The sequence below is a fragment of the Thioclava sp. NS-SX20 genome (assembly GCF_057380695.1).
In genome coordinates this window covers 2,677,805-2,700,970 of the sequence record NZ_CM170816.1, presented here as the reverse complement: position 1 = coordinate 2,700,970, position 23,166 = coordinate 2,677,805, and the positions used below count along the sequence as shown (strand labels likewise).

The 23,166-nt window shown below is 62.1% G+C and carries 24 protein-coding genes; 16 read left to right on the top strand and 8 right to left on the bottom strand.

Features of this window, described 5'->3' with window-relative positions; all coding sequences use genetic code 11:
- Positions 1–14 precede the first annotated feature (14 nt).
- On the bottom strand, positions 15–701 hold the full coding sequence (locus tag AC2ISB_RS13275) for a response regulator transcription factor (protein WP_339108708.1): 687 nt from the start codon (positions 699–701) through the stop codon (positions 15–17).
- A gap of 188 nt (positions 702–889) precedes the next feature.
- On the opposite strand from AC2ISB_RS13275, the gene ribA reads away from it, so the two are divergent.
- The gene (gene ribA, locus AC2ISB_RS13270; RefSeq protein ID WP_406721567.1) at positions 890–1,963 is read left to right on the top strand and encodes a GTP cyclohydrolase II; all 1,074 of its coding nucleotides are present in this window, start codon (positions 890–892) and stop codon (positions 1,961–1,963) included.
- The gene (locus AC2ISB_RS13265) at positions 1,963–2,493 is read left to right on the top strand and encodes a L,D-transpeptidase family protein (protein ID WP_339109457.1); all 531 of its coding nucleotides are present in this window, start codon (positions 1,963–1,965) and stop codon (positions 2,491–2,493) included. Before ribA ends, AC2ISB_RS13265 begins: the two co-directional genes overlap by 1 nt.
- Here the strand turns inward: AC2ISB_RS13265 and AC2ISB_RS13260 are convergent.
- Together AC2ISB_RS13260 and AC2ISB_RS13255 are read right to left on the bottom strand one after the other, a co-directional pair.
- The gene (locus tag AC2ISB_RS13260) at positions 2,490–3,149 is read right to left on the bottom strand and encodes a YggS family pyridoxal phosphate-dependent enzyme (RefSeq protein ID WP_486575389.1); all 660 of its coding nucleotides are present in this window, start codon (positions 3,147–3,149) and stop codon (positions 2,490–2,492) included. The two genes, AC2ISB_RS13265 and AC2ISB_RS13260, sit on opposite strands and share 4 nt — an antisense overlap.
- A gap of 121 nt (positions 3,150–3,270) precedes the next feature.
- Positions 3,271–4,287, bottom strand: a complete 1,017-nt coding sequence (locus tag AC2ISB_RS13255) for a porin (protein WP_486575387.1) — start codon at positions 4,285–4,287, stop codon at positions 3,271–3,273.
- A gap of 329 nt (positions 4,288–4,616) precedes the next feature.
- Here AC2ISB_RS13255 and AC2ISB_RS13250 point away from each other — a divergent pair, with 329 nt between their 5' ends.
- The 6 genes from AC2ISB_RS13250 to AC2ISB_RS13225 all read left to right on the top strand — a co-directional run bounded on the left by AC2ISB_RS13250 (position 4,617) and on the right by AC2ISB_RS13225 (position 11,982).
- Complete coding sequence (locus tag AC2ISB_RS13250; RefSeq protein ID WP_406721564.1) at positions 4,617–5,153, top strand: DUF3576 domain-containing protein; 537 nt, start codon at positions 4,617–4,619, stop codon at positions 5,151–5,153.
- Between the two features lie 150 nt (positions 5,154–5,303).
- Positions 5,304–7,859: a leucine--tRNA ligase gene (gene leuS / locus AC2ISB_RS13245; protein ID WP_486575384.1), complete on the top strand. Its 2,556-nt coding sequence runs from the start codon at positions 5,304–5,306 to the stop codon at positions 7,857–7,859.
- Positions 7,846–8,343, top strand: coding sequence for an LPS assembly lipoprotein LptE (lptE, locus tag AC2ISB_RS13240; protein ID WP_339108702.1), 498 nt, complete (start codon positions 7,846–7,848; stop codon positions 8,341–8,343). The genes leuS and lptE overlap by 14 nt, the downstream gene beginning before the upstream one ends.
- A gap of 57 nt (positions 8,344–8,400) precedes the next feature.
- A complete protein-coding gene (holA, locus tag AC2ISB_RS13235) occupies positions 8,401–9,423 on the top strand; it encodes a DNA polymerase III subunit delta (RefSeq protein ID WP_486575382.1) in 1,023 nt (340 codons plus the stop codon).
- Complete coding sequence (locus tag AC2ISB_RS13230) at positions 9,420–10,601, top strand: TIGR03862 family flavoprotein (RefSeq protein ID WP_486575380.1); 1,182 nt, start codon at positions 9,420–9,422, stop codon at positions 10,599–10,601. The genes holA and AC2ISB_RS13230 overlap by 4 nt, the downstream gene beginning before the upstream one ends.
- Positions 10,602–10,746: 145 nt before the next feature.
- The gene (locus AC2ISB_RS13225) at positions 10,747–11,982 is read left to right on the top strand and encodes an MFS transporter (RefSeq protein WP_486575378.1); all 1,236 of its coding nucleotides are present in this window, start codon (positions 10,747–10,749) and stop codon (positions 11,980–11,982) included.
- 62 nt (positions 11,983–12,044) lie between these two features.
- Here AC2ISB_RS13225 and AC2ISB_RS13220 read toward each other — a convergent pair whose 3' ends face one another.
- The 4 genes from AC2ISB_RS13220 to AC2ISB_RS13205 form a co-directional block, all read right to left on the bottom strand.
- The gene (locus tag AC2ISB_RS13220) at positions 12,045–12,722 is read right to left on the bottom strand and encodes an outer membrane protein (protein WP_486575376.1); all 678 of its coding nucleotides are present in this window, start codon (positions 12,720–12,722) and stop codon (positions 12,045–12,047) included.
- A gap of 3 nt (positions 12,723–12,725) precedes the next feature.
- Positions 12,726–13,397: a phosphatase PAP2 family protein gene (locus AC2ISB_RS13215; RefSeq protein ID WP_486575374.1), complete on the bottom strand. Its 672-nt coding sequence runs from the start codon at positions 13,395–13,397 to the stop codon at positions 12,726–12,728.
- Positions 13,398–13,481: 84 nt separating this feature from the next.
- Positions 13,482–14,369, bottom strand: a complete 888-nt coding sequence (locus tag AC2ISB_RS13210) for an SDR family oxidoreductase (RefSeq protein WP_406721558.1) — start codon at positions 14,367–14,369, stop codon at positions 13,482–13,484.
- Positions 14,366–14,668: an Rdx family protein gene (locus AC2ISB_RS13205; RefSeq protein WP_339108695.1), complete on the bottom strand. Its 303-nt coding sequence runs from the start codon at positions 14,666–14,668 to the stop codon at positions 14,366–14,368. The genes AC2ISB_RS13210 and AC2ISB_RS13205 overlap by 4 nt, the downstream gene beginning before the upstream one ends.
- A gap of 89 nt (positions 14,669–14,757) precedes the next feature.
- Here AC2ISB_RS13205 and ade point away from each other — a divergent pair, with 89 nt between their 5' ends.
- The 4 genes from ade (at position 14,758) to AC2ISB_RS13185 (ending at position 19,482) form a co-directional block, all read left to right on the top strand.
- A complete protein-coding gene (gene ade, locus AC2ISB_RS13200) occupies positions 14,758–16,551 on the top strand; it encodes an adenine deaminase (RefSeq protein ID WP_486575372.1) in 1,794 nt (597 codons plus the stop codon).
- Positions 16,548–18,023 (top strand): AMP nucleosidase, encoded by a 1,476-nt coding sequence (locus AC2ISB_RS13195; protein ID WP_486575370.1) that lies wholly within the window; start codon positions 16,548–16,550, stop codon positions 18,021–18,023. Before ade ends, AC2ISB_RS13195 begins: the two co-directional genes overlap by 4 nt.
- Before the next feature lie 173 nt (positions 18,024–18,196).
- Complete coding sequence (locus AC2ISB_RS13190) at positions 18,197–18,484, top strand: HU family DNA-binding protein (RefSeq protein ID WP_339108692.1); 288 nt, start codon at positions 18,197–18,199, stop codon at positions 18,482–18,484.
- A 77-nt stretch (positions 18,485–18,561) separates the two neighbouring features.
- The gene (locus AC2ISB_RS13185) at positions 18,562–19,482 is read left to right on the top strand and encodes a DMT family transporter (protein ID WP_406721555.1); all 921 of its coding nucleotides are present in this window, start codon (positions 18,562–18,564) and stop codon (positions 19,480–19,482) included.
- A gap of 87 nt (positions 19,483–19,569) precedes the next feature.
- Here the strand turns inward: AC2ISB_RS13185 and AC2ISB_RS13180 are convergent, their stop codons facing one another.
- Positions 19,570–20,184 carry a hypothetical protein gene (locus tag AC2ISB_RS13180; protein WP_486575368.1) on the bottom strand — a complete coding sequence of 205 codons (615 nt, stop codon included), beginning with the start codon at positions 20,182–20,184 and terminating at the stop codon, positions 19,570–19,572.
- Positions 20,185–20,367: 183 nt separating this feature from the next.
- Here AC2ISB_RS13180 and AC2ISB_RS13175 point away from each other — a divergent pair, with 183 nt between their 5' ends.
- From AC2ISB_RS13175 to AC2ISB_RS13160, 4 genes are all read left to right on the top strand, one after another.
- On the top strand, positions 20,368–20,619 hold the full coding sequence (locus AC2ISB_RS13175) for a GlsB/YeaQ/YmgE family stress response membrane protein (protein ID WP_339108689.1): 252 nt from the start codon (positions 20,368–20,370) through the stop codon (positions 20,617–20,619).
- A 110-nt stretch (positions 20,620–20,729) separates the two neighbouring features.
- Complete coding sequence (locus tag AC2ISB_RS13170) at positions 20,730–21,098, top strand: hypothetical protein (protein ID WP_339108688.1); 369 nt, start codon at positions 20,730–20,732, stop codon at positions 21,096–21,098.
- A 175-nt stretch (positions 21,099–21,273) separates the two neighbouring features.
- On the top strand, positions 21,274–22,542 hold the full coding sequence (locus AC2ISB_RS13165; protein WP_486575366.1) for a lytic murein transglycosylase: 1,269 nt from the start codon (positions 21,274–21,276) through the stop codon (positions 22,540–22,542).
- 36 nt (positions 22,543–22,578) lie between these two features.
- Positions 22,579–23,139, top strand: a complete 561-nt coding sequence (locus tag AC2ISB_RS13160) for a DUF4202 domain-containing protein (RefSeq protein WP_406721552.1) — start codon at positions 22,579–22,581, stop codon at positions 23,137–23,139.
- Positions 23,140–23,166: the final 27 nt, after the last annotated feature.

Here is a 23,166-nt window from a genome sequence, read left to right as displayed (position 1 = left end):
GAAAAGGCGAAGGGTCAGGCGGCCAGTCGATAGCCGCCGGATTCGGTCACCAGAAGGCGCGCATTGGTGGGATCGGGCTCGATCTTCTGGCGCAGGCGGTAGATATGGGTTTCCAGCGTGTGGGTGGTCACGCCCGCATTATAGCCCCAGACCTCATGCAGCAGGATATCGCGCGGCACCACACCATCGGGGGCACGGTAGAGGAACTTGAGGATATTCGTCTCTTTCTCGGTCAGGCGGATCTTCTTGTCCTTATCGTCGACAAGCAGTTTGAGCGAGGGTTTGAACGTATATGGGCCAAGCTGGAATACGGCGTCTTCCGACTGTTCATGCGTGCGCAGCTGGGCGCGCAGGCGGGCCAGAAGCACGGGGAATTTGAACGGCTTGGTGATGTAGTCATTGGCCCCCGAGTCGAGACCCAGAATGGTATCGGCATCGGTGTCATGGCCGGTCAGCATCACGATGGGGCATTTCACGCCCTGCTTGCGCAGCTTCTTGCACAGCTCGCGACCATCGGTATCGGGCAGGCCCACATCGAGGAGGACCAGATCATAAAGACCCGCCTTGGCCTTCTCGACAGCTTCGGCACCATTGCCCGCTTCGAAGACGTCGAAATCCTCCGTCGCGACCAGTTGCTCGGCCAGTGCTTCGCGCAGATCGGTATCGTCATCCACCAGAAGGATTTTCTTCAAACCTGACATTCATGCCTCCGTTCCGGCGGACAGGCCCGTCAAGGGTCACGGCACCGCCAAGTCGTTACTTACATTCTTCGGGTTAGACTTTGTGCCGATGCGCGAATTCGGCAAGGGGGGTGAAATCTTTCTCACGCGGACGTGTCAAAATCACGAGATATGTTTCAATTTGTTTCAGCCCCCGCTATCAGTTTCGCATGATGACCGGTTCTCTTTGCCCCTCGCCTGCCGAACGACTCAATCGCGCCCGCGCCGATTTGCGCATGGGGCTGCCGGTCGTGCTTGATGAAACGACGCTGGCCGCCTCGGTGGAAAGCCTCGATCCGGCGCGCCTTGCGGCGATGCGTGCGCTGGGGCCGCTGACCCTTGCCATCACCTCATGGCGGGCCGAAACGCTGAAGGCCCGCGTCTATGACGGGGATCTGGCCCGTATCATGGTCCCCGAAAGCGCCGATCTGCGCTGGCTACAGGCCATCGCGGACCCCGCGGACGACCTTGCAACCCCGATGAAGGGGCCCTTCAGAACCCAGCGCGAGGACGACGCCTCGGTTGCGCGAGCCGCGATCCGCTTGGTGAAATCGGCCCAGCTTCTGCCTGCCGCGCTTCTGGTTCAGGTGGCTGACGCGCCCGAGGGCCTGACCCGCCTGACCGTCACCGAAGCGATGGAAGGCATGGCGAACGAGGCCCGTTTCGCGCCTGTCTCTGCCGCACGGGTGCCGTTGCGGGCCTCCGAAGCGGGGCGCGTGCATGTGTTCCGCCCCGATAATGGTGCCGAAGAGCATTATGCCATCGAGATCGGCGCGCCCGACAGGATGAAGCCCGTTCTGGCGCGGCTGCATTCGGCCTGTTTTACCGGCGACGTGCTGGGGTCCCTGAAATGCGATTGCGGCCCGCAGCTTGATGCCGCCTTGCGCCAGATGGGCGAGGCAGGGGCCGGTGTCCTGCTCTACCTCAACCAAGAGGGGCGCGGCATCGGGCTGGCCAACAAGATGCGCGCCTATTCGCTACAGGATCAGGGATTTGACACGGTGGAGGCCAATCACCGGCTGGGCTTTGAGGATGACGAGCGCGATTTCCGTATCGGGGCGGCGCTGCTGAAACGGCTGGGCTTTTCCCAGACGCGGCTGCTGACGAACAATCCCAAGAAGGTCGCCATGTTGCAAAGCCACGGCATAGATGTGGTGGAGCGGGTGCCGCTGAAAGTCGGGATGAGCCGCTTCAACGCCAATTATCTGGCAACCAAAGCGGCAAAATCGGGGCATATCCTGTGATGCGCCTCACGCCGCGGGGGCTGTGGATGCGCGGGCGGGTTCTGCCGGTGGAAATCGGTCGTGGCGGGCTGTCGGAGGACAAGCACGAGGGCGACGGGGCCACGCCGGTCGGGACGCTCCGGATTGTCGGCATGCGCTACCGCGCCGACCGGATCGCCGCGCCTGCGGCCTGGGCCATACCCATCGGGCCGCGCGATCTGTGGTGCGATGCCTCCGGCCATCCCGCCTATAACCAGCAGGTCCGCGCCCCCTTCCCTGCCAGCCACGAGATACTGCGTCGCGCCGACCCGCTTTACGATATCATCCTGCTGACAAGCTGGAATTACCCGCAGGCAGAAGACGGCAAAGGCTCCGCCATTTTCCTGCATCAACGCCGCCGCGCGGGCTTTCCGACGGCGGGCTGTCTGGCCTTTCGCCGCGATCACCTGATCTGGCTGGCGCAGAATGTGGAACAGGGCGAGACCCTCGTGATCCCGCCCCTTGCCTGTTACCCGCATCGGCACACGGCCAAGCCGCGCGACAAGGCCTAGGCTTTAGTGTAATCGCGCGCGCCGAAAATGGCCGATCCCACACGCACATGGGTCGCCCCCGCCGCAATCGCGTCCTCGAAATCCGACGACATCCCCATCGACAGCCCCCAAAGCCCGTTGCGGCCTGCCATCTCGGCCAGCGCATCGAAATGCGGGCGGGCGGGGGCGCCCTCGGGGGGGATGCACATCAGCCCCTGCACCGGCAGGTCCATCGCAATCAGCTCTTTCACGAAGGCGTCCAGATCCTCGGGCAGGATACCGGCCTTCTGCGGCTCGCGGCCCGTATTCACCTGCACGAAAAGATCGGGCGTTTCACCGCGCTCCTGCGCCAGATGGGCCAGCTTCTTGGCCAGCGACATCCGGTCGACCGAATGGATCGCCTCGAACAGCTCGACCGCCAGCTTGGCCTTGTTCGATTGTAGCGGCCCGATCATTTCCACCCGCACATCGGGATAGGTCTCGCGCCAGCTTGGCCATTTGCCTTGCGCTTCCTGCACGTAGTTTTCCCCGAACAGCCTGTGGCCCTGCGCCAGAACGGCCTCGACACGTTCGGCAGGCTGGACCTTGGAGACCGCGATCAGCTGCACCGACCCCAGCGCACGCCCCGCACGTTTCTCGGCGCTCGCGATGCGCTCGATAATGTCTTCCAGCCCCATGATCCTGTCCTTTGCCTAAACCTCGTCGGGCGCAAGACACCACGCGACAGACAAAAAGGCAAAGCACAAATGCAAAAGAGCGGGCACAAGGCCCGCTCTTTCCGTTCAATCCGGTTAAGGATTAGAACGAGAACTTCATGCCGAGGTCGTACATGACATCGGTGTCGTCCAGGTTCGAGTCAGCGATACCGCCTTTGACCGACAGACCGCCGCCCAGATCGTATTCTGCGCCCAGACCGTACCAGGTCACGTCGTCCGAACCGTCTGCGAAGTAGGTGTTGTCGTCCAGCTCAGCGTATTGGACGTAGCCACCGAAGGTCCATGCGTCCATGGTGTAGTCGGCGCCGATTGCGAAGTAGTTGTCAACCGGGTTGTCTTTGCCGCCTTTGCCGTAGACTGCTTTCACGTTCAGGTCGTTGAACGCGCCAACAAATGCCAGCTCAACCTGGTCCATTTTGTTTGCGGTGTCTGCCGAAACAACAGCGGTTGCTGCGTCGTAGTTGTACAGGCCGGTGACGAAGTTGCCAGCATCGTTGCTGTCAGCATATTCGTAGCCGATACCGAAGGTGTAGTTCTGCCAGGTGTAGGCAGCTGCAACAGCCATCTCTTGGTGATCGTTCTGATCGGTGTAGCCTTCTTTGCCATCCGAGAACGATGCTGCCAGCGAGATCGGGCCGGTCGAGTAGGTGTACAGCAGAACGGGGTTTTCGTTGCCTGCGATACCGAGGTTGCTGTCGCCGGTCAGGTACGCGATGTCGTTGCCGAGACGGCCTTCTTCGTCGCCCAGATCGGTGTAGCCAACTTCGTAGAAGTCGCCCCACAGTGCTTCGGGTGCGCCAACTGCGTCGCCCATTTCAACACGACCGAACGAACCCGAAACGAACACGGTGCCCGCGCCGCCTTTGGATGCCGAAGCGCCGTTTTCGTCTTCTTGGTCAACACGGAACGAACCGCCGAATGCGATACCCGAGTCCGACTCACCCGACAGGGTGAATTTCACACGTGCACGGCTCGAGAAGTTGATCGCGTCGTCAACCGACTTGACACCCATACGGCCGTCGCCCGAAAGCGAAACTTCTGCTGCTGCGACGCCTGCGGACAGGACCAGAGCGGTCGTCGCGAAGAGAACCTTTTTCATCGTTTTCCCTCATTGTCTCTAAGGTCAGCCCCAACTCAGGGAAATCCGAATTGGGTATGGCAGTCTTTTCACCCTCTGCGCCGCGCAATGCAACGAAAAGCAAAGCCTCGTGAGCACAGGCATATTTGCGTGGTGCACTCTTGCCACACCCCGCTACACGGCGCGGCCCCGCCAATGCGCCCTTTTCCGGCAGTGTGATGACGAATGTTTAAAGGGAAATGCCTTGTCCCCTCTTGGGCCATAAGATAAGGACAAAACCAATAGACGACACTAGATCCTGCGCGCGTGTATGAAGTGTGTGTGGCAGGCGATCAGGGGGCAGCGTTTTGATGACGATCCAAAAGACCATCCGCATGACGGCAGTTGGCGGCCTTATTCTGTCTCTGGCTGCATGCGGCCATAATTTCACGTGGAATCAGAAAAATGCGCCCGAGGGCGGATATCGCGATGTTTCGAAAGAATCGCATATGAGCGATGATGTCGAAGGCGCGACCCGCACGAATCCGGCGGATCGTGGCCCGCGTTCGACGCTGTTCGATCTGTTCAAAAACAATGACGACCCGAATGTGACGGTCGAGGTGAACAAATATATCTGGCAGGCCAGCCTTGATGTGCTCGATTTCCTGCCGATCCAGTCGGTCGATCCGTTCACCGGCGTGATCGTCACCGGCTATGGCACCCCGCCCGGCGGTGGCCGTGCCTATCGTGCCACGATCCATGTCACGGACCCGGCACTGGATGCGCGCTCGTTGAAAGTCGCGCTCGAATCGCGTGGCGGGACGGTATCGGCGGAAACCGTGCAGGCGGTCGAGGATGCGATCCTGACCCGCGCCCGCCAGCTGCGCGTGGCCGATTCGAAGCTGTAAGCGGCCCCGACAGAGGTTCCGAAACGCCCGGCCAAGTGCCGGGCGTTTTGCATAGGGGCCATGCTTTATCCCCAAGCTGTCTGGACCTTGGCCCTGTGGACAGTGTAGCAAGCACGTAAATACAGTAATTCGCAGCTCAAGGGGCGAGACATGGCGCAATACGCACCGAGCCAGACCGAACAGAAATGGCAAGACGCATGGGCGGAGGCCGGTGTTTTCACCGCCAAGCCCGATGCCGATAAAGAGAAATACTATGTGCTCGAGATGTTCCCCTATCCGTCGGGGCGCATCCATATGGGCCATGTGCGCAACTACACCATGGGGGATGTGGTTGCCCGTTACAAAATGAGCTGCGGTCTGGCCGTGCTGCACCCGATGGGCTGGGATGCCTTCGGGATGCCCGCCGAGAATGCCGCGATGGCCTCGGGCGGTCATCCGAAAGACTGGACCTATGCCAATATCGAGACGATGAAGGGCCAGCTGCGCCCGCTGGGCTTCTCGCTTGACTGGACGCGCGAATTCGCGACCTGCGATCCGGAATATTACGGCCAGCAGCAGGCGATGTTCCTTGATATGCTGGAAAAGGGTCTGGTCTATCGCAAGAATGCCGTCGTGAACTGGGATCCGGTCGATATGACCGTTCTGGCCAACGAACAGGTGATCGACGGCAAGGGCTGGCGCTCGGGTGCGGATGTCGAGCGTAAGGAACTGACGCAATGGTTCTTCAAGATCTCCGATATGGCGGGCGATCTTCTGGACAGCCTCGAGGGGCTGGACCATTGGCCCGAGAAGGTGCGCCTGATGCAGGCCAACTGGATCGGCAAGTCGCAGGGTCTGGAATTCGGCTTTGAAACGCTGAACGCGCCTGCCGGCTTTGAGACCATCGACTGCTATACCACCCGTCCCGACACACTGATGGGCGCGGGATTCGTCGGGATCTCGCCCGATCACCCGCTGGCGAAAGAGCTGGAGAAGGGCAACCCGGAGTTTGCCGCTTTCCTCGCCGACTGCCGCAAGGGTGGCACCACCGAGGAAGCCATCGAGACCGCCGAGAAGCTGGGCCGCGACACCGGCATCCGCGTGAAACACCCGCTGGACCCGAATTGGGAGCTGCCCGTCTGGGTCGCCAACTTCATCCTGATGGATTACGGCACCGGCGCGATCTTCGGCTGCCCCGCCCATGACGAGCGCGATTTTGAATTCGCCACCAAATATTCGCTGCCGATCACCCCTGTCTTCACCGCCGAAGGCGCGGAAGAGGCGGCGCTGACCGAGGCCTTCGTTCCCGCCAAAACCGAGAAGGTCCGCTATATCCGCGGCTTCGCGGGCAATGACCTGCAAACCGGCGAAGAAGGCGTAGCGGCTGCCATCAAGGTTGCCGAAGACAAGGGCTTTGGCAAAGGCGTGACCAAATTCCGCCTGCGCGACTGGGGCCTGTCGCGTCAGCGCTATTGGGGCTGCCCGATTCCGGTTGTCCACTGCCCGACCTGCGGCGTGGTCCCCGAATCGAAGGCCAATCTGCCCGTCCGCCTACCCGATGACGTCACTTTCGACGTTCCGGGCAACCCGCTGGACCGTCACCCGACGTGGCGCGATTGCACCTGCCCGAAATGTGGGGCCGCGGCCAAGCGTGAAACCGACACGATGGACACCTTTGTGGACAGCTCGTGGTATTACTCGCGCTTCACCTGTGCGCGGGCCGATACGCCGACCACCGACGAGACCAAATACTGGATGAATGTCGATCAATATATCGGCGGCATCGAGCATGCGATTCTCCACCTGCTGTACTCGCGCTTCTTCGCCCGTGCGATGAATGAGACCGGCCATCTGCCCGATTCGGCCCGCGAGCCCTTCAACGCGCTGTTCACCCAAGGCATGGTGACCCATGCGATCTTCAAGACCACCGGAGCAGACGGTCGCCCCGTCTATCACTATCCCGAACAAGTCGAAGAGCGCGAAGACGGCACCTATGTGAAGGAAACGGGCGAGAAGGTCACCGTGGTGCCCTCGGCCAAGATGTCGAAATCGAAGAACAACGTCGTGGACCCGATGAATATCATCCGCGATTTCGGCGCCGATACCGCGCGCTGGTTTGTTATGTCCGACAGCCCGCCCGAGCGTGATGTCGAATGGACGGCGGCCGGTGCGGAAGCGGCCAGCAAATTCCTTGCACGTGTCTGGCGCATTGCCAATGACATCGCGGAAGGGGCTGATGGCGATGCAAAGGCCGATGAGGACCTGATGCGCGCGACCCATAAGGCCATCGACGAGGTGACCAAATCCATCGAAGGATTCGCCTTCAACAAGGCCATCGCGAAACTCTACGAACAGGCGAATACCCTGTCGAAGACCAATGCCTCCAATGCGGCCCGCCGCGAGGCGATGAAGCTGACCGCTCAGCTGATGTCGCCGATGGTGCCGCACCTGGCCGAGGATATCTGGGCGCTGATGGGCGGTGAGGGTTTTGTCGTGAAGGCCGCTTGGCCCAAGGCCGATCCGGCGCTGGTGGTGGATGACAACGTCACCCTGCCGATCCAGATCAATGGCAAGCGCCGCTCGGAACTGAGCGTGCCGAAGGATATGCCCAAAGACGAGGTTGAAAAACGGGTTCTGGCAGACGAGCATGTGCAAAAGGCGCTGGCCGGTGGTCAGCCCAAGAAACTGATCGTTGTTCCGGGGCGTATCGTCAATGTGGTCATCTAACCGCCGAACCTTCCTGCTGGGGGCGCTTGCCGCCCCCGCTTTGGCCGCTTGCGGCTTCACTCCCGCCTATGGCCCGCAGGGCGGTGGCGCGAAACTCCTGTCGGCCTTGCAGGTCGATGCCCCCCAAAGCCAGGACGACTTCGCCTATCGCCGCCGCCTGTCCGAACGTCTGGGTCCGGCGCAAACTCCGCGCTACCGCCTGTCCTACACGATCACCACCGGCGTCATGGGGCAGGCCATTAGCCAGGACGATGTGACCAACCGCTATTCGCTCAACGGAACGGCCACCTACCGGCTGTATGATATGGCCAATGATGCGGTCCTGTTGACGGGGCGTGTCAGCTCCTTCACCAGCTGGTCGGCAACCGGCACCATTGTTGCTACCCAGACCGCCGAGCGCGACGCCCATAAACGCCTGATGCGTATTCTGGCAGACCAGACCGTGACACGGCTTCTGGCGCAGGCCGGATCGCTTCCCGAATAACCCCATGCGGGCCGTTCCGGCCTTTGCAAGCAAGACCGGCCCAAGAAAGACTCTGGCATGAAACTGACCGGCGCCGCCGCCACACGCTATTTTGCCAAGCCCGATCCAGACCGTATGGGACTGCTGATCTTCGGGGCGGATGCGATGCGGGTGGCCTTGCGCCGGCAAGAGATGTTGAAGGCGCTTCTGGGGCCCACCGCCGAAGAAGAGATGCGGCTGACCCGCATCGAAGCCTCCGAGCTGCGCCGCGACAGTGCCTTGCTGGCCGATGCCGTCAAAGCCGTGGGCTTCTTCCCCGGCCCTCGGGCGGTTTTCGTGGAACAGGCAACCGACGGTCTGACCGATGCCATCGCAGCAGCGGTCAAGGACTGGCATGCGGGGGACGCACAGATTGTGGTCACCGCAGGGTCGCTGACCGCCAAATCCAAGCTGCGCAAGGTCTTCGAGACCCACCAGAACGCCTATGCCATCGGCATCTATGACGACCCGCCCTCGCGCGAGGAAATCGAGGATATCCTCAAACGCGCGGGCATTGCCCAGATGACGCCCGAGGCGACGACAGACCTACATAACCTCGCCCGCGCCCTTGATCCGGGTGACTTCCGGCAAACGGTTGAAAAGCTTGCGCTTTATATGTATGGCGAAAGCGCCCCTGTCACCCCCGCCGATATCCACGCCTGCGCGCCCGCCACCATCGAGGCAGGCACGGATGATCTGTTGAACATCGTTGCCGAAGGCCGCGCCAATGAGCTGGGGCCCATGATGACCCGCCTGACCGGTCAGGGTATCCAGCCCGTCGCACTTGCCATTCAGGCGCTGCGCCACTTCCGCGCCCTCCATGCTGCGGCCTCTGACCCCGGCGGCCCCGGAGCAGGCATCGCCAAGATGCGCCCGCCCATCTTCGGCCCACGCCGCGACCGGATGCAAAGACAGGCGCAAAGCTGGGGCATGTTCCGTCTGGAAGAGGCACTCCAGATCCTGATCGAGACCGACCTCACCCTGCGGTCCGCCTCGCGCGCACCGCAGATGGCCCTGATCGAGCGTGCCTTCCTGCGGCTGTCGATGATGGCCAGACGATGACGGCGCTGGTCATTGGCGCAGGCCCTGCGGGGCTGATGGCCGCCGAACAGATCGCCCGCGCAGGCCATGCCGTGACCTTGGCAGATGCCATGCCAACCCCCGCCCGCAAATTCCTGATGGCGGGCAAATCGGGGCTGAATCTTACCAAAGCCGAACCGCCCGAGGCCCTTGCCGCCCATTACCCCGAGGCATGGATCCGCCCCTATGTCACATCCTTCGGCGCCGCGCAGATGCAGGCCTTCGCCCGCGACCTCGGCATCGACATCTTCACAGGCTCCAGCGGACGCGTCTTCCCCACCGGCATGAAAGCCTCGCCCTTCCTGCGCGCTTGGCTCGCCCGCCTCGACAGCCTCGGCGTCACAAGACACCAGCGCTGGCACTGGACGGGCTGGGACGGCACCGCCGTCCTTTTCAACACCCCCGACGGCCCGCAAAGACTGACCCCCAAGGTCTGCGTCCTCGCCTTGGGCGGTGCCTCATGGCCCAAACTCGGCTCGACAGGCGGCTGGACCGACGCGCTCAAGGCAAAAGGCGTCCTCCTCACCCCCTTCCAACCCGCCAATATGGGCTTCCACATCGACTGGTCGCCCCATATGCACCCCCATTTCGGCAGCCCGCTGAAATCCATCGCGCTCATTACCCCGACCCGCAGCCTGAAAGCAGAATGCGTTCTCTCCACCAGAGGGCTGGAGGGCGGCGGCATCTATGAACTCTCGGCCGAATTGCGCAATGGCGCCCCGCTGGCACTGGACCTGCTGCCCGACACGCCACTCGACGCGCTTGCACAGAAACTCGCCAAACCCCGCGGCAAGGCAAGCCTCTCCAACCACCTGCGCAAAGTCACCAGACTCGACCCGACCAAGCTGGCACTCCTGAACGAATGGGCCCGCCCGCTCCCACAAGACCCATTCCAACTGGCCCAACGCCTGAAACATCTCCCCACCCCCTTGGGCGCCCCCTTCCCGATCGCCGAAGCCATCTCCACGGCAGGCGGCATCGCCGCCAAAGCCCTGACAGACAGCCTCGAACTCACAGCCATCCCCAACACTTTCGCCGCAGGGGAAATGCTCGACTGGGAGGCCCCGACAGGCGGCTACCTGCTGACCGCCTGCTTCGCCACCGGATATGCCGCAGGCCGCGCCGCCGCCCGAAGGCTCTCAACCCTTCCAGCTGCCTGACCTTCCAGCTGCCTGAAATATCCCGGGGTGAATGGCCCGCAAGGGCCAGAGGGGCAGCGCCCCTGCCGCGATTGTATCCATCACAAGCCCCCGCTTGACGCGCCAGAGCATTCCCCCGACTGTGGCCGCAAGACAGGGAGCCCCCATGCAAAACCAACGCCTTTTCACCCCGATCCTGATCGGATCCGCCATTATCCTGATGATCAGCTTCGCCGTCCGCGCAAGTTTCGGGGTCTTCCAGATCCCGATCGCCGAAGAGTTCAGCTGGCCCCGCGCCGAGTTCTCGCTCGCCATCGCCATCCAGAACCTGTTCTGGGGGATCGGCCAACCCATTTTCGGGGCCATCGCCGAACGTTTCGGCGACCGTCGGGCAATCATTCTGGGGGCCTTCCTTTACGCCGCAGGGCTGGTCTTTTCCTCCTTCGCGACAACGGCTCTGCAACACCAGTTTCTTGAAACCCTCGTCGGGTTCGGCATTGCGGGCACAGGCTTTGGCGTCATCCTCGCCATCGTCGGGCGGGCCAGCTCCGACAAGAACCGGTCTCTGGCGCTTGGCATCGCCACGGCCGCAGGGTCGGCGGGGCAAGTCTTCGGTGCCCCTCTGGCCGAGATCCTGCTGGCCTTCATGAGCTGGCAGAGCGTCTTCATAATCTTCGCCCTGATGATCCTTGCCACCCTCTCCCTGCTGCCCATGCTGCGCGCCCCCGAGGCCAGCGCCCCGAACGGTCCGAGCGAAAGCATGGGGCAGGTGCTGGGCCGCGCGTTCCGCGACCCGAGCTATTCGCTGATTTTTATCGGCTTCTTCTCCTGCGGCTACCAGCTTGGCTTCATCACAGCGCATTTCCCCGCCATGATTACCGAAATGTGCGGCGCCATCGCTCCCGGCTCGCTTCTGGCAGGGCTCGGCATCGAGACAACCTCGGCGCTTGGGGCGGTCTCGATTGCCGTCATCGGCATGGCCAATATCGCAGGCACCGTCTTTGCGGGCTGGGCCGGCCATCGCTGGTCCAAGAAATACCTGCTGGCCACGGTTTATCTGGGCCGGACGATTGCGGCAGGGGCCTTCATCCTGTTGCCGATCACCCCCGCCTCTGTGCTGGTCTTCTCGCTGGTGATGGGCGCGTTGTGGCTGGCCACGGTGCCGCTAACCTCGGGGCTGGTGGCCCAGATTTACGGGCTGCGCTATATGGGCACGCTCTACGGGGTGGTGTTTTTCAGCCATCAGCTTGGGGCGTTTCTGGGCGTCTGGCTGGGCGGGCGGTTTTACGACATCTACGGCAATTACACCGCGGTCTGGTGGGTGGGCGTAGGGGTCGGGCTGCTCTCGGCCATCATCCATCTGCCCGTGAGAGAACGCCCGCTGGACCTGCAAACCGCCTGAGCCAGCACGCAACGAAAGCCCCGCATCTGCGGGGCTTTTTCTTTCAGGCACCGCTTGTCGCGTCAGAACGCATAGCTTACCCCGATATTCACCGCATTGGTGACAAGATCCGTCGTCAGGCTGCCGCCCTGCTTGAAATCCACATCATTGCGCGACCATGTAAACTGGTATTCGCCAAAGGCCGACCAGCGTTCGGTAAAAGCATAGCTGACGCCCGCGCCCAGCCGGACCGCAGGACCGCCCAGCTGATACCCCCAGGTGCGGTCATTGGCCGTCACCGTCTCAACATGCGGGATGGACACCCCGACCCCTCCCAGCACATAGGGCGTCACCTCTGGCCGCAGCACACCGGGCCAGCGATACATCACATTGACCGTGGCGATATTCAGCCCGTCCGAAAACTCGAAATGCGACATACCGGCCTTGGCCAATGTGGCGCGATCGGCATAGACCTTGGTATGCGTAAACTCCGCGCCCCAGCCAAAACGGGCATCCTGCCAGCGGGTGATACGCGCCCCCCAGTAATAGGGGGCCGTCCAGGAGTTCCCGTCCCAACCGGCTGTAAAGTCGCGGTCACCAAGGTCGAGATGATCGCGGATCCTGACCCCCGAATGCGGAGCGGACTGGCCGCCCAGATAGACCGAGACGTCCGTTTCTGCCAATACGGGTTCAGCCAGCGCAAGCCCCGCGCACCCGCAGGCGACAATTCCGCAGGCAACGCCCCTTGCACGGACCCGCATCGCTCATACTCCCTTTCTGGCACGCAATGGCTTGGCCCGACGCAGCGCGAAAACCTGCGCCGGAAGCCCCGCTCCTGCGGCAAGAACCGGACGCATCCCGCGACGGGCTGCACGACCCGCCGCTTTCGCGCCCCGTCTCAGCACCCGCCGCATGAAGCTTTCGCGCCGGAACAGGCCATTGCAGGCGATCCCCCAGATCGCGCCCGCCAGAACCTGCCAGATGTCATGATTATGCGACTGGATACGGCTGGCACCGGTGAATGCCGCCGCCAGAATCACCGCCCCCTTTGCCACAGGGCTGGAAAGCAGGCAGCTGTTCACAAGGCTTGCAGCCCCGAATGTGGCCGTCGCGGTATGGCCCGAGGGGAAGCCATAAGGCTTGCCATTGGGCCGCGTGTTCAGCGGAATATCCCCAAGCGTGCGTTTGGTGCCGTGAATTCCGGCAAACAGCACCGCATAGCGGCCCAGATATTCGAGGCCATTGCCATTGGCGATCTCGCAGCCCAGCGCCAGAACCGGCAGCGCGATTTGCAGGTGGTCACCATAGCGGCGCGGGCTGGGTGGGCTAAGCGCGATCACCAGCGCCAGAATCCCCATCACCAGAAGCGGCACCCGCTTTGCACGCAGGCGGCGGCCCGAAGACAGGGAAAAGCTGCGCAAAGGCTGGTTGATCATGGACCACTCCACAACATAAAACGTTGTGGAGAGTTTTCGGAAACGAACCTTACAACCAGATGACAGCCTGTCGGAAAAGGCCGTCTAGCGCGCGTCCTGATCCAGCCCCTGATCTAGCAGAGCCTGCAATCCGGTGCGATAATCGGGGTATTTCAGTGTAACGCCCAGCTCATCCTTGATGCGGTCGTTCTTCACGCGGCGCGATTCCGAATAGAAGCTGCGCGCCATCGGCGACATCTCGGCGCTATCGAAATCGACCACGGGTGGTTTGGGCAGGTTCAGCAACTCGGCAGCATAGGCCAGCACCTCGCCCGGATCGATGGGGCAATCGTCGCAGACATTCCACGCCCCCGCCAGATCGCGGCGCAGGATCGCGGCATGGACCACCTGCGCGATATCCTCGACATGGATGCGCGAAAACACCTGCCCCGGTTTGTTGATGATACGGGCCTTGCCTTGGCGCACCTTTTCGAAAGGACCTCGTCCCGGACCATAGATACCCGCCAGCCGGAACAGATTGACCGGAATATCGGCAATCTGGCCCAGACGCGTCCACATCTCTTCGGCCTGAAGGCGGGCGCGCCCCCGCGCGGTAGAGGGCGTGCGCTCGGAATATTCATCCACCCAGCCGCCCTCACGGTCGCCATAGACGCCGATGGTGGACAGATAGCCCATCCATTCGAGCTGCGGCGCATGGGCGATCTCCATCGCGGCGCAGGCCAGCACTGGGTCCATCTGGTCCTCGCCACGCTCGGGCGCCACGGATGACAGGATATGCGTGGCCTCATCCAGAGGCAGCACCGACGGATCATCAGGCGCGGTCCAGAGGATCGGCTTCACCCCCTGCGCCTCGGCCAAAGCGGCGCTTTCTTCGGTGCGGACGGTGCCATAGACCGTCCAGCCATTCTCGATCAGTGCAGGCGCAATCGCGCGGGCCGAATAGCCATGCCCGATGGAAAGAAGGGTCTTCATGGCTTTGCCTCGCTATGTTTGTCGATATGGCCCAGATCGCGGTCGGGTTCGATCACATCGCGGATGCGGCGCTTGATCTCTTTGGGTTCGGGGAAGCCGCCATCGCGCTTGCGCTCCCAGATCAGATCGCCATCCAGCCGGATTTCATAGACCCCGCCATAGCCGGGGATCAGCGAGACCTCGGCCAGATCTTCGGTGAAGGTCTGCAACAGTTCCTGCGCCATCCATCCGGCGCGCAAAAGCCAGTTGCAGCCGGTGCAATAGGTGATCGAGATCTTGGGTTTTCGCATCTGTGTCATACGGAAGATGTAGCGCGGACAAAACGTCAAAACAACGCATGATGTTCGCACCATCTTGCGTTGTGGAAAAACCCAAGACACAGTGGGACATGGATATGAACACACTGAAAACATGGCCCGAAGCCGCCACGCGCCTGATTGCCGTGGCCGCAGGGCGCGCGCCCGCCGATCTGGTGATCCGTCAGGGCAAATGGGTCAATGTCCACACCCGCGAGGTGCTGGACGGCCATGATATCGCGATTGCCGATGGCCGCATTGCGGCCGTAGCCCCCGATCTGTCGGCCTCTATCGGCCCCGAGACAGAGGTGATCGAAGCCAATGGGCGCTTCATGCTTCCCGGCCTATGTGATGCGCATATGCATATCGAAAGCGGCATGCTGACACCGGCGGAATTTGCCGCAGCCGTGATCCCGCATGGCACCACGACCATGTTCACCGACCCGCATGAGATCGCCAATGTGCTTGGCCTTCAGGGCGTGCGAATGATGCATGACGAAGCCGCCCTTCAGCCGGTGAATATCTTCACCCAGATGCCGTCCTGCGCGCCCTCGGCTCCGGGGCTGGAGACGACGGGCTTCGAGATTTCTCCCGAGGATGTGGCCGAGGCGATGACATGGCCCGGTATCATCGGCTTGGGCGAGATGATGAACTTCCCCGGCGTGGTCAATGCCGACCCCAAGATGCTGGCCGAGATTGCCGCAACGCAGGACGCGGGCAGGACGGTGGGCGGGCATTATGCCTCGCCCGATCTTGGCGCGCCCTTCCGCGCCTATGTCGCAGGTGGTCCGGCGGATGACCACGAGGGCACCTGCGAGGCCGATGCCATTGCCCGCATGCGGCAGGGGATGCGCGCGATGGTCCGGCTCGGGAGCGCTTGGTATGATGTGGAAAGCCAGATTACCGCCATTACCGAAAAGGGTCTGGACCCGCGCAACTTTATTCTTTGCACCGATGACTGCCACTCCGGCACTTTGGTCAACGAAGGCCATATGAACCGCGTCTATCGTCATGCGGTGGATTGCGGGGCCGATCCGCTGGTGGCGCTGCAGATGTGCACGATCAACACCGCCACCCATTTCGGACTGGAGCGCGAGCTGGGCTCGATCACGCCGGGCCGTCGGGCGGATATCATCCTGTCCTCGGACCTCAAGACCCTTCCCGTCGAGCATGTCATCGCGCGGGGGAAAACGGTGGCGATGGAGGGCACGCTGATGGTCGAGTGCCCGCATTACGACTGGCCGCCAGCGGCTCGGCAGACGGTGAAGCTGGGCAAACGGCTGGACGCCGATGACTTCATCATCGCAGCGCCCGAGGGCGCCAATGAGGTCACCGCCCGCGTGATCGGGGTTGTGGAAAACCAGGCGCCGACCCGCGCGCTGACCGCCACCCTGCCCGTCACCGAGGGCCGCGTGGAGGCCCAAGGCGAGGTCGCCCAGATCGCGCTGGTCGAACGCCATCGCGCCACGGGGCAGGTCACCAACGGCTTTGTCTCGGGCTTCGGCTATACAGGAAGGATGGCGATGGGGTCCACCGTGGCCCATGACAGCCACCATATGATCGTCGTGGGAACCGACCGCGAGATGATGGCCAAATGCGCCAACCGTCTGGGCGAGATGGGCGGCGGGATTTCCGTCTGGAAGGATGGCGAGGAGCTGGCCTCGGTGCCGCTGCCGATTGCGGGGCTGATGTCGGATGATCCGGCGGCCACCGTGGCGGGACGCGCCGATGCGATGGTCGCGGCGATGGCCGCCTGCGGCTGCACCCTGAACAACGCCTATATGCAGCACAGCCTGCTGGCCCTTGTGGTGATCCCCGAAATCCGGATCTCGGACCTTGGCCTTGTGGATGTGACGAAATTCGAACTGACGGAGCTTTTTGAATGAGTGAGCGCCTCGAAATCCAGATGCCCGCAACCGCCGAGCCGGAATTCTTTGATGATGCGAAGGCCGCCGTGGCCCGTGTGATCGCGCTTTACGAAGAGGCGACCGGCTTTCTGCTGGAGAAGTTCAACGCCACGATGGAAAGCGGTCAGGCCGCCACGCGGTATCGCGCCTTCTATCCGGAAGTTAGGGTCACCGTGGCCTCGCATCTCAAACATGACAGCCGGCTGAGCTTTGGCCATGTGCCGGTGCCGGGGGTCTTTGCCACCACGATCACCCGCCCCGATCTGTTCCGCAACTATCTGACCCAGCAGCTGGACCTGATGATCCGCAATCACGGCATCAAAGTGCAGGTGGGGCCTTCGAACACCGCGATGCCGGTGCATTTCGCCGTGGCCTCACGCCCCGATGTGACCATTCCACAGGAAGGCGCGCTGGATTTCTCGCTGCGCGATGTCTTCGATGTGCCCGATCTGGCGAATATGAACGATGACATCGTCAATGGCACCTTCACTGTGGGGCCTGATGGCACCAAACCTCTTGCGCCCTTCACGGCGCAGCGGGTGGATTATTCGCTGGCGCGGCTGTCGCATTACACCGCGACCTCGGCCGAGCATTTCCAGAACCATGTGCTGTTTACCAACTACCAGTTCTATGTGGATGAGTTCGAGAAGATGGCCCGCGAGAAACTGGCTGATCCGTCTTCGGGTTATACCAGCTTTGTCGCTCCGGGGAATTTCGAGATCACCGATCCTCAGGGCGATATTCCGGGGCTGGCGAAACTGCCGCAGATGCCCACCTACCACATAAAGAAACCCGATGGTCAGGGGATCACGCTGGTCAATATCGGGGTCGGCCCGTCGAATGCCAAAACCGCGACCGACCATATTGCCGTGCTGCGTCCGCATGCCTGGCTGATGGTGGGCCATTGCGCGGGGCTGCGCAATTCGCAGAAGCTGGGGGATTTCGTGCTGGCCCATGCGTATCTCCGCGAAGACCATGTGCTGGATGATGACCTGCCGATCTGGGTGCCGATCCCGCCTTTGGCCGAGATTCAGGTGGCGCTTCAGGATGCGGTGGCCGAGGTCACCCGGCTTGACGGCTATGAACTCAAGCGCATCATGCGCACAGGCACCGTGGCCAGTATCGACAACCGCAACTGGGAACTGCGCGACCAGACCGGCCCCGTGCAAAGGCTCAGCCAGTCCCGCGCCGTGGCGCTGGATATGGAAAGCGCCACGATTGCCGCCAACGGGTTCCGCTTCCGTGTGCCCTATGGCACGCTTCTCTGCGTGTCGGACAAGCCGCTGCATGGCGAGCTGAAGCTGCCCGGCATGGCCACCGAATTCTACCGCACGCAAGTGGCCAACCATCTACAGATCGGGGTGCGCGCGATGGAACTGATCTCGGCCATGCCGCTGGATCGCATCCACAGTCGCAAATTGCGAAGCTTTGAAGAAACCGCCTTCCTCTAAATGGGTCTCGCCTGCCAATCATGCAGAATTCATGTATCGCGCGCGATTTTTCGCGCGTGACATATGAAAAACCCTTGCAGGCGCGCGAAAAACCGTGTGTTACAAGGCCCACGAGCGATTTTCGCGCCTGATAATTGATCCCGCAAAAGCGGGGCGACAAAGAGGAATATTTGATGTCGAAACCGATGACCAAAACCCAACTGGTGACCGCTCTGGCCGAAACCATGGGTTCGGATAAGAAGACTGCATCGGCAGCTCTGGATGCGATCAGCGAAATCGTGACCAAAGAAGTGGCTGAAGGCGGCGCTGTGACGCTTCCGGGTCTTGGCAAATTCATGTGCAAAGATCGCCCCGAGCGTCAGGTCCGCAACCCCGCCACCGGCGAAACCATGACCAAACCGGCAGACCGTCAGGTGAAAGTCACCATCGCAAAAGCGCTGAAAGACTCGGTCAACGGCTAATTTCGCCGACAAACGACATCTTGGAGAGGGTCGCCGTTACTTCGCGCGGCCCTCTTTTCGTATCGGATAGGACAATCATGGATTTCCGTGCAATTTTCATGGGGCTGGCCTTTGCCCTGATGTGGTCTTCGGCCTTCACGTCCGCCCGGATCATTGTCACCGAGGCCCCGCCAATGGCGGCGCTGGCCGCGCGGTTCCTGCTGTCGGGTCTTGTCGGATGCGGACTTGCCGCCGCTTTAGGCCAGAGCCTGCGGCTCAGTGCCGCCCAATGGCGCGGCGTGATCATCTTCGGCCTGTGCCAGAACGCGATCTATCTGGGGCTCAATTTCATCGCGATGCAATGGGTGGGGGCCTCGGTTGCCTCGATCATCGCCTCGACCATGCCGCTGATCGTGGCCGGACTGAGCTGGATCGTATTGCGTGACCGGATGAAGCCGCTCGGTCTTGCCGGTCTGGTGCTTGGCATTATGGGAGTTGCCATCATTATGGGCGCGCGTCTTTCGGGCGGGATCAGCCCGATGGGGGTGGCATTGTGCTTTGCGGGCGCAATGGCGCTGGCCGTGGCGACCTTGGCCGTGCGCGGCGCGACCTCGGGGGGCAATGTGCTGATGACCGTCGGCTTGCAGATGTTTGTCGGAGCCATTCCGCTCAGCCTGCTTTCGGCCTTCTTCGAGCCGCATGATATCATCTACACACCGAAACTGGTGATCGCCTTTCTGTATACCGCCTTGGTGCCCGGTGTTCTGGCGACGTGGGTCTGGTTCCTTCTGGTCGAGCGTCTGGGCCCGATCAAGGCGGCCACATTCCACTTCCTGAACCCCTTCTTCGGCGTCGCACTCGCCGCGATCATCCTGCACGAACCTCTGGGCTTGGGCGATTTCATCGGTGTGGCCGTGATCACGCTGGGCATTATCGCCGTGCAATATTCCAAACGCAGCCCCTCGCAACTGAAGCTGACCCCCAGCACCGCCCAAGAGCCCGCCCCCTCTGGCCACTAGGGGCTTGGCCCTGCGGGCGGTCGCGCCAGAGGGGCTGGCAGGCGCGGGCGTCCGCTTTCCGCCCCTCGCAGAACAGAACCGGCGGGCTTATTTCAGGATGGCGCGCAACCGTTCCAGCGCGGCATCGGCCTTGGCGGCAGACTCGGCCAGCCCGTCGGCCACATCACCGCGCAGATCGTCCGTCATACTGTCGCGGCGCAGGATCTTGGCACCGGACCGCGTCACCGATGTCAGATTGGCCAGCGTATGCGCGATGTCCCGCAATTCCTCGCGCAGGTCGGTTTCGGTCCGCCTGCGGATATCCGTGCGCTTGGCACAGATCAGGATATGCTGGATCCGGTTGTCACGATCTTGCAGCGGCATCATGGTGACATCCCAATGGGTGGCATATCCCGCCCCGTGCCAGACCGTCTGGAAACCGCTCCGCTGCCCCTGAAACGCCAGATCGATACAGCTCCGCGCGGTCGCCCCGTCCGGACCCTCAAGCACATCGGCCCAAGCCTGCGTACAGATCTCGACAAATCCGGTATCCCCCAACAAGACCCCGTGCCGATGGGCGGCCACGATAAGGTTCTGCCTGTCGAGGATCAGCGCACAGGTCTCTGCCGGCGGCGTCGCATCCGTGCCGGATGTCTCGACCTCGGTATATTCGGCAGGGGCCGAAAATCCCTGCGCCTGCAGAAATTCCTTTACCAACAACATAGGCTTGTTCCGCTGAAATCGTCGTTCTGCGGCCAGTATCGGAAAATCAGGCCTTTTCATCAATAATTTTCTATAGTTTCAGCCCAATACGTTAGGACAAAAACAAGAGATATCGAGCAGGGCGGGAACCGAATCCGCTGGCAGGTGTTGTTAGCTCAAACGCAGTTAGCTTGGAGTAGTAACATGGCCGGACTTGGTTGGATTGCAGCAATTATCGTGGGTGGCCTCGCCGGATGGATCGCTGAGAAGCTGATGCATTCGAATATGGGCCTGCTGATGAATATCGTTCTGGGCATCGTTGGTGCCGTTGTTCTGAACTTCATCCTGTTCGCCATTGTCGGCACCACGATGGGCGGCTGGATCGGTCAGCTGATCGTTGGTGTGATCGGCGCCTGCCTGCTGATCGGCGGCTATCGCATGATCCGCCGCGCCTAAACGCGCCCCGCCTTCATTGTCTCGGAAAAGCCTGGCCCTCTTGGGTCAGGTTTTTTCGTTTGACGCGACGGGCTGCGCTTTCTAAGCGAGAGAAAAAGGAGCGCGCCCTGATGAGTGACAAACCCGTATCCGACAAATCTGTCGAGCCCCCGAAAAAGCCCAAACGCCCGCAGGAGGTCTATACGCTGGTCGTCGAGGTCGGGCGCTGCGCCAATGACGGCCTGCCCAAAGGGGCGACAGGCGGGGCGCTGATGTGCTTTGCCTCGGGGGTCGACGAGGCCGAAGCCGTGCGCGAAACCGTGGCAATCCTCAAACAGGCCGAGCTGGCCCCGCTGGATGTGAACAGCTACGGCACCTTGGCCGAGCGCGAAAAACAGGGCCATGAGGTGGGCGAGGACGAGCGCGCCCTGATGCAGCGGGCTCTGGACGAGAATTCGGTTATCGTTGCGCAGATGACCCCGTTCTTCAAAGACAGCTAAGCGCCCCATACCGGACCTGCGCCTGACTGACGAGAAACGGGTGGCAAGAAGCTGCTGCCCGTCCTGCTCTTTCACGCGGGCTCACAGCGGCTTGATTGCAACCCAACGGCGTCCTGCTACACTGGTCACAAAGGCGGCATATAAGCCGCGTGTTCGAGCAGAAAAAGGGACGCCCATGTTTCGTGCCGCTAAAGTGACTTTCATCTCTCTGATGGCTCTGACCAGCCTGTCGGCCTGTGCGGGGCCGGTCGATGTCTCGCCGCGCCCGATGGTGCGGGGGGCGGATCCGGTGGCAGATCCGGTGCCGGATACCGATCCGGCCACGCAGGCCCGTTTTCAGGCTTGGGTCAATAATTTCCGCAGCCGTGCCCTGTCGAGCGGGATTTCCGAACGCACATGGGACCGCGCCACCCGTGGCATCAAATATAACCCCAAAGTGATCGAGCGCGACCGCTACCAGTCCGAGTTCACCAAATCCATCTGGGACTATCTCGACAGCGCGGTCTCCGATACCCGCGTTGCCAATGGCCGTGCGGTTCTGGCGCAAAACCGTGCCGCGCTTGACAAGATCGAAGCGCGCTACGGGGTGCCCAAAGAGGTCGTCGTGGCCGTATGGGGGATGGAATCCAATTACGGGGCCAATCGCGGCAAAATGGCTGTGGTGTCCTCGCTGGCGACGCTGGCCTATGATGGCCGCCGTGGCGAGTTTTTCGCCAAACAGCTGATTGCGGCGCTGCAAATCATCGATGCGGGGGATATCGATGCCGACCACATGACCGGCTCTTGGGCGGGGGCGATGGGCCATACCCAGTTCATCCCCACCTCCTATCTCAGCTATGCGGTTGATTTCACGGGGGATGGCCGCCGTGACATCTGGTCGAACGACCCGACCGACGCCTTGGCCTCGACCGCGTCCTATCTGGCGAAATCCGGCTGGCAGCGCGGGCAGGAATGGGGCCGCGAAGTGGTGCTGCCCGCAGGTTTCAACTATGGCCTGACGGGCAAGGGAACGCGCAAGACGGCAGCGCAATGGGCGGCACTTGGCGTGCGTGATGCGCAGGGCCGCGCGCTTCCCGATATGGGCGCCACCTCGATCATCGTGCCGGCAGGGGCCAAGGGACCGGCCTTCCTGATTTCGGGCAATTTCCGTGCGATCCTGCATTACAACAATGCCGATAGCTACGCGCTGGGGGTGTCGCATCTGGCGGACCGGATCGCGGGCAAGGGGCCCTTCGTGCGGGATTGGCCGCGCACCGGAAAACCGCTGAGCGAGGCCCAGAAGATCGAACTGCAAGAGCGCCTGACCGCGCGCGGTTTCGACACGCAGGGCACCGACGGCAAAATCGGGGCCAATACCACCGAGGCAATCGTTGCCTACCAGCGCTCGGCGGGTCTGGCACCGGACGGGTATCCGACATTGGAACTCTTGCAGACCCTGCGCTAACGCGCTTTCATGGCGGGACCAGTTAGGAGCCCCGCCATGACGACCCAGCTAGAGACCGCTTTCGCCGCCATTGATGCCGCAAATGCGCAAGACCCCAATCTGGAGGACGGCCAGCCTGCCGCCCTGCTATACGGTCAGCGCATGAGCGCCGAGCAGGCGGCGCTGTGTCCCCATGCCTCGGACCGCCTGAAAATCGCGGCGCGGGGCCAGCATATCGAACGCTGGACATTGCCGCGCGACACCTATCCACAAGGTCGTGCAGGCTATCTGGAATGGCGTCGCGAACAGGGCCGCAGGCATGCCGCCCGTGTGGGGGCGATCATGGCAGAGGCGGGCTATGGGGCCGAGGATGTCGCGCAGGTCGAAAAGATGCTGCGCAAGGAAGGGATCAAGCGCGACACGGAAGTGCAGGCGCTGGAAGATATCATCTGCTTTACCTTCATCCGCCATTATCTGGGCGGGTTCGCGCAGACCCAAGAGACGGAGCAGCTTCTGGAGATCGTCCGGAAAACTGCGCGTAAAATGTCGCCCGAGGCGCGCGAGAAAGCCCTTGCCACATTCGAGATGCCCGAGGCCTTCGCGGCAGCCTTTGCCTGAGGCTTTGCCCCGGATTTTGCCCTGACT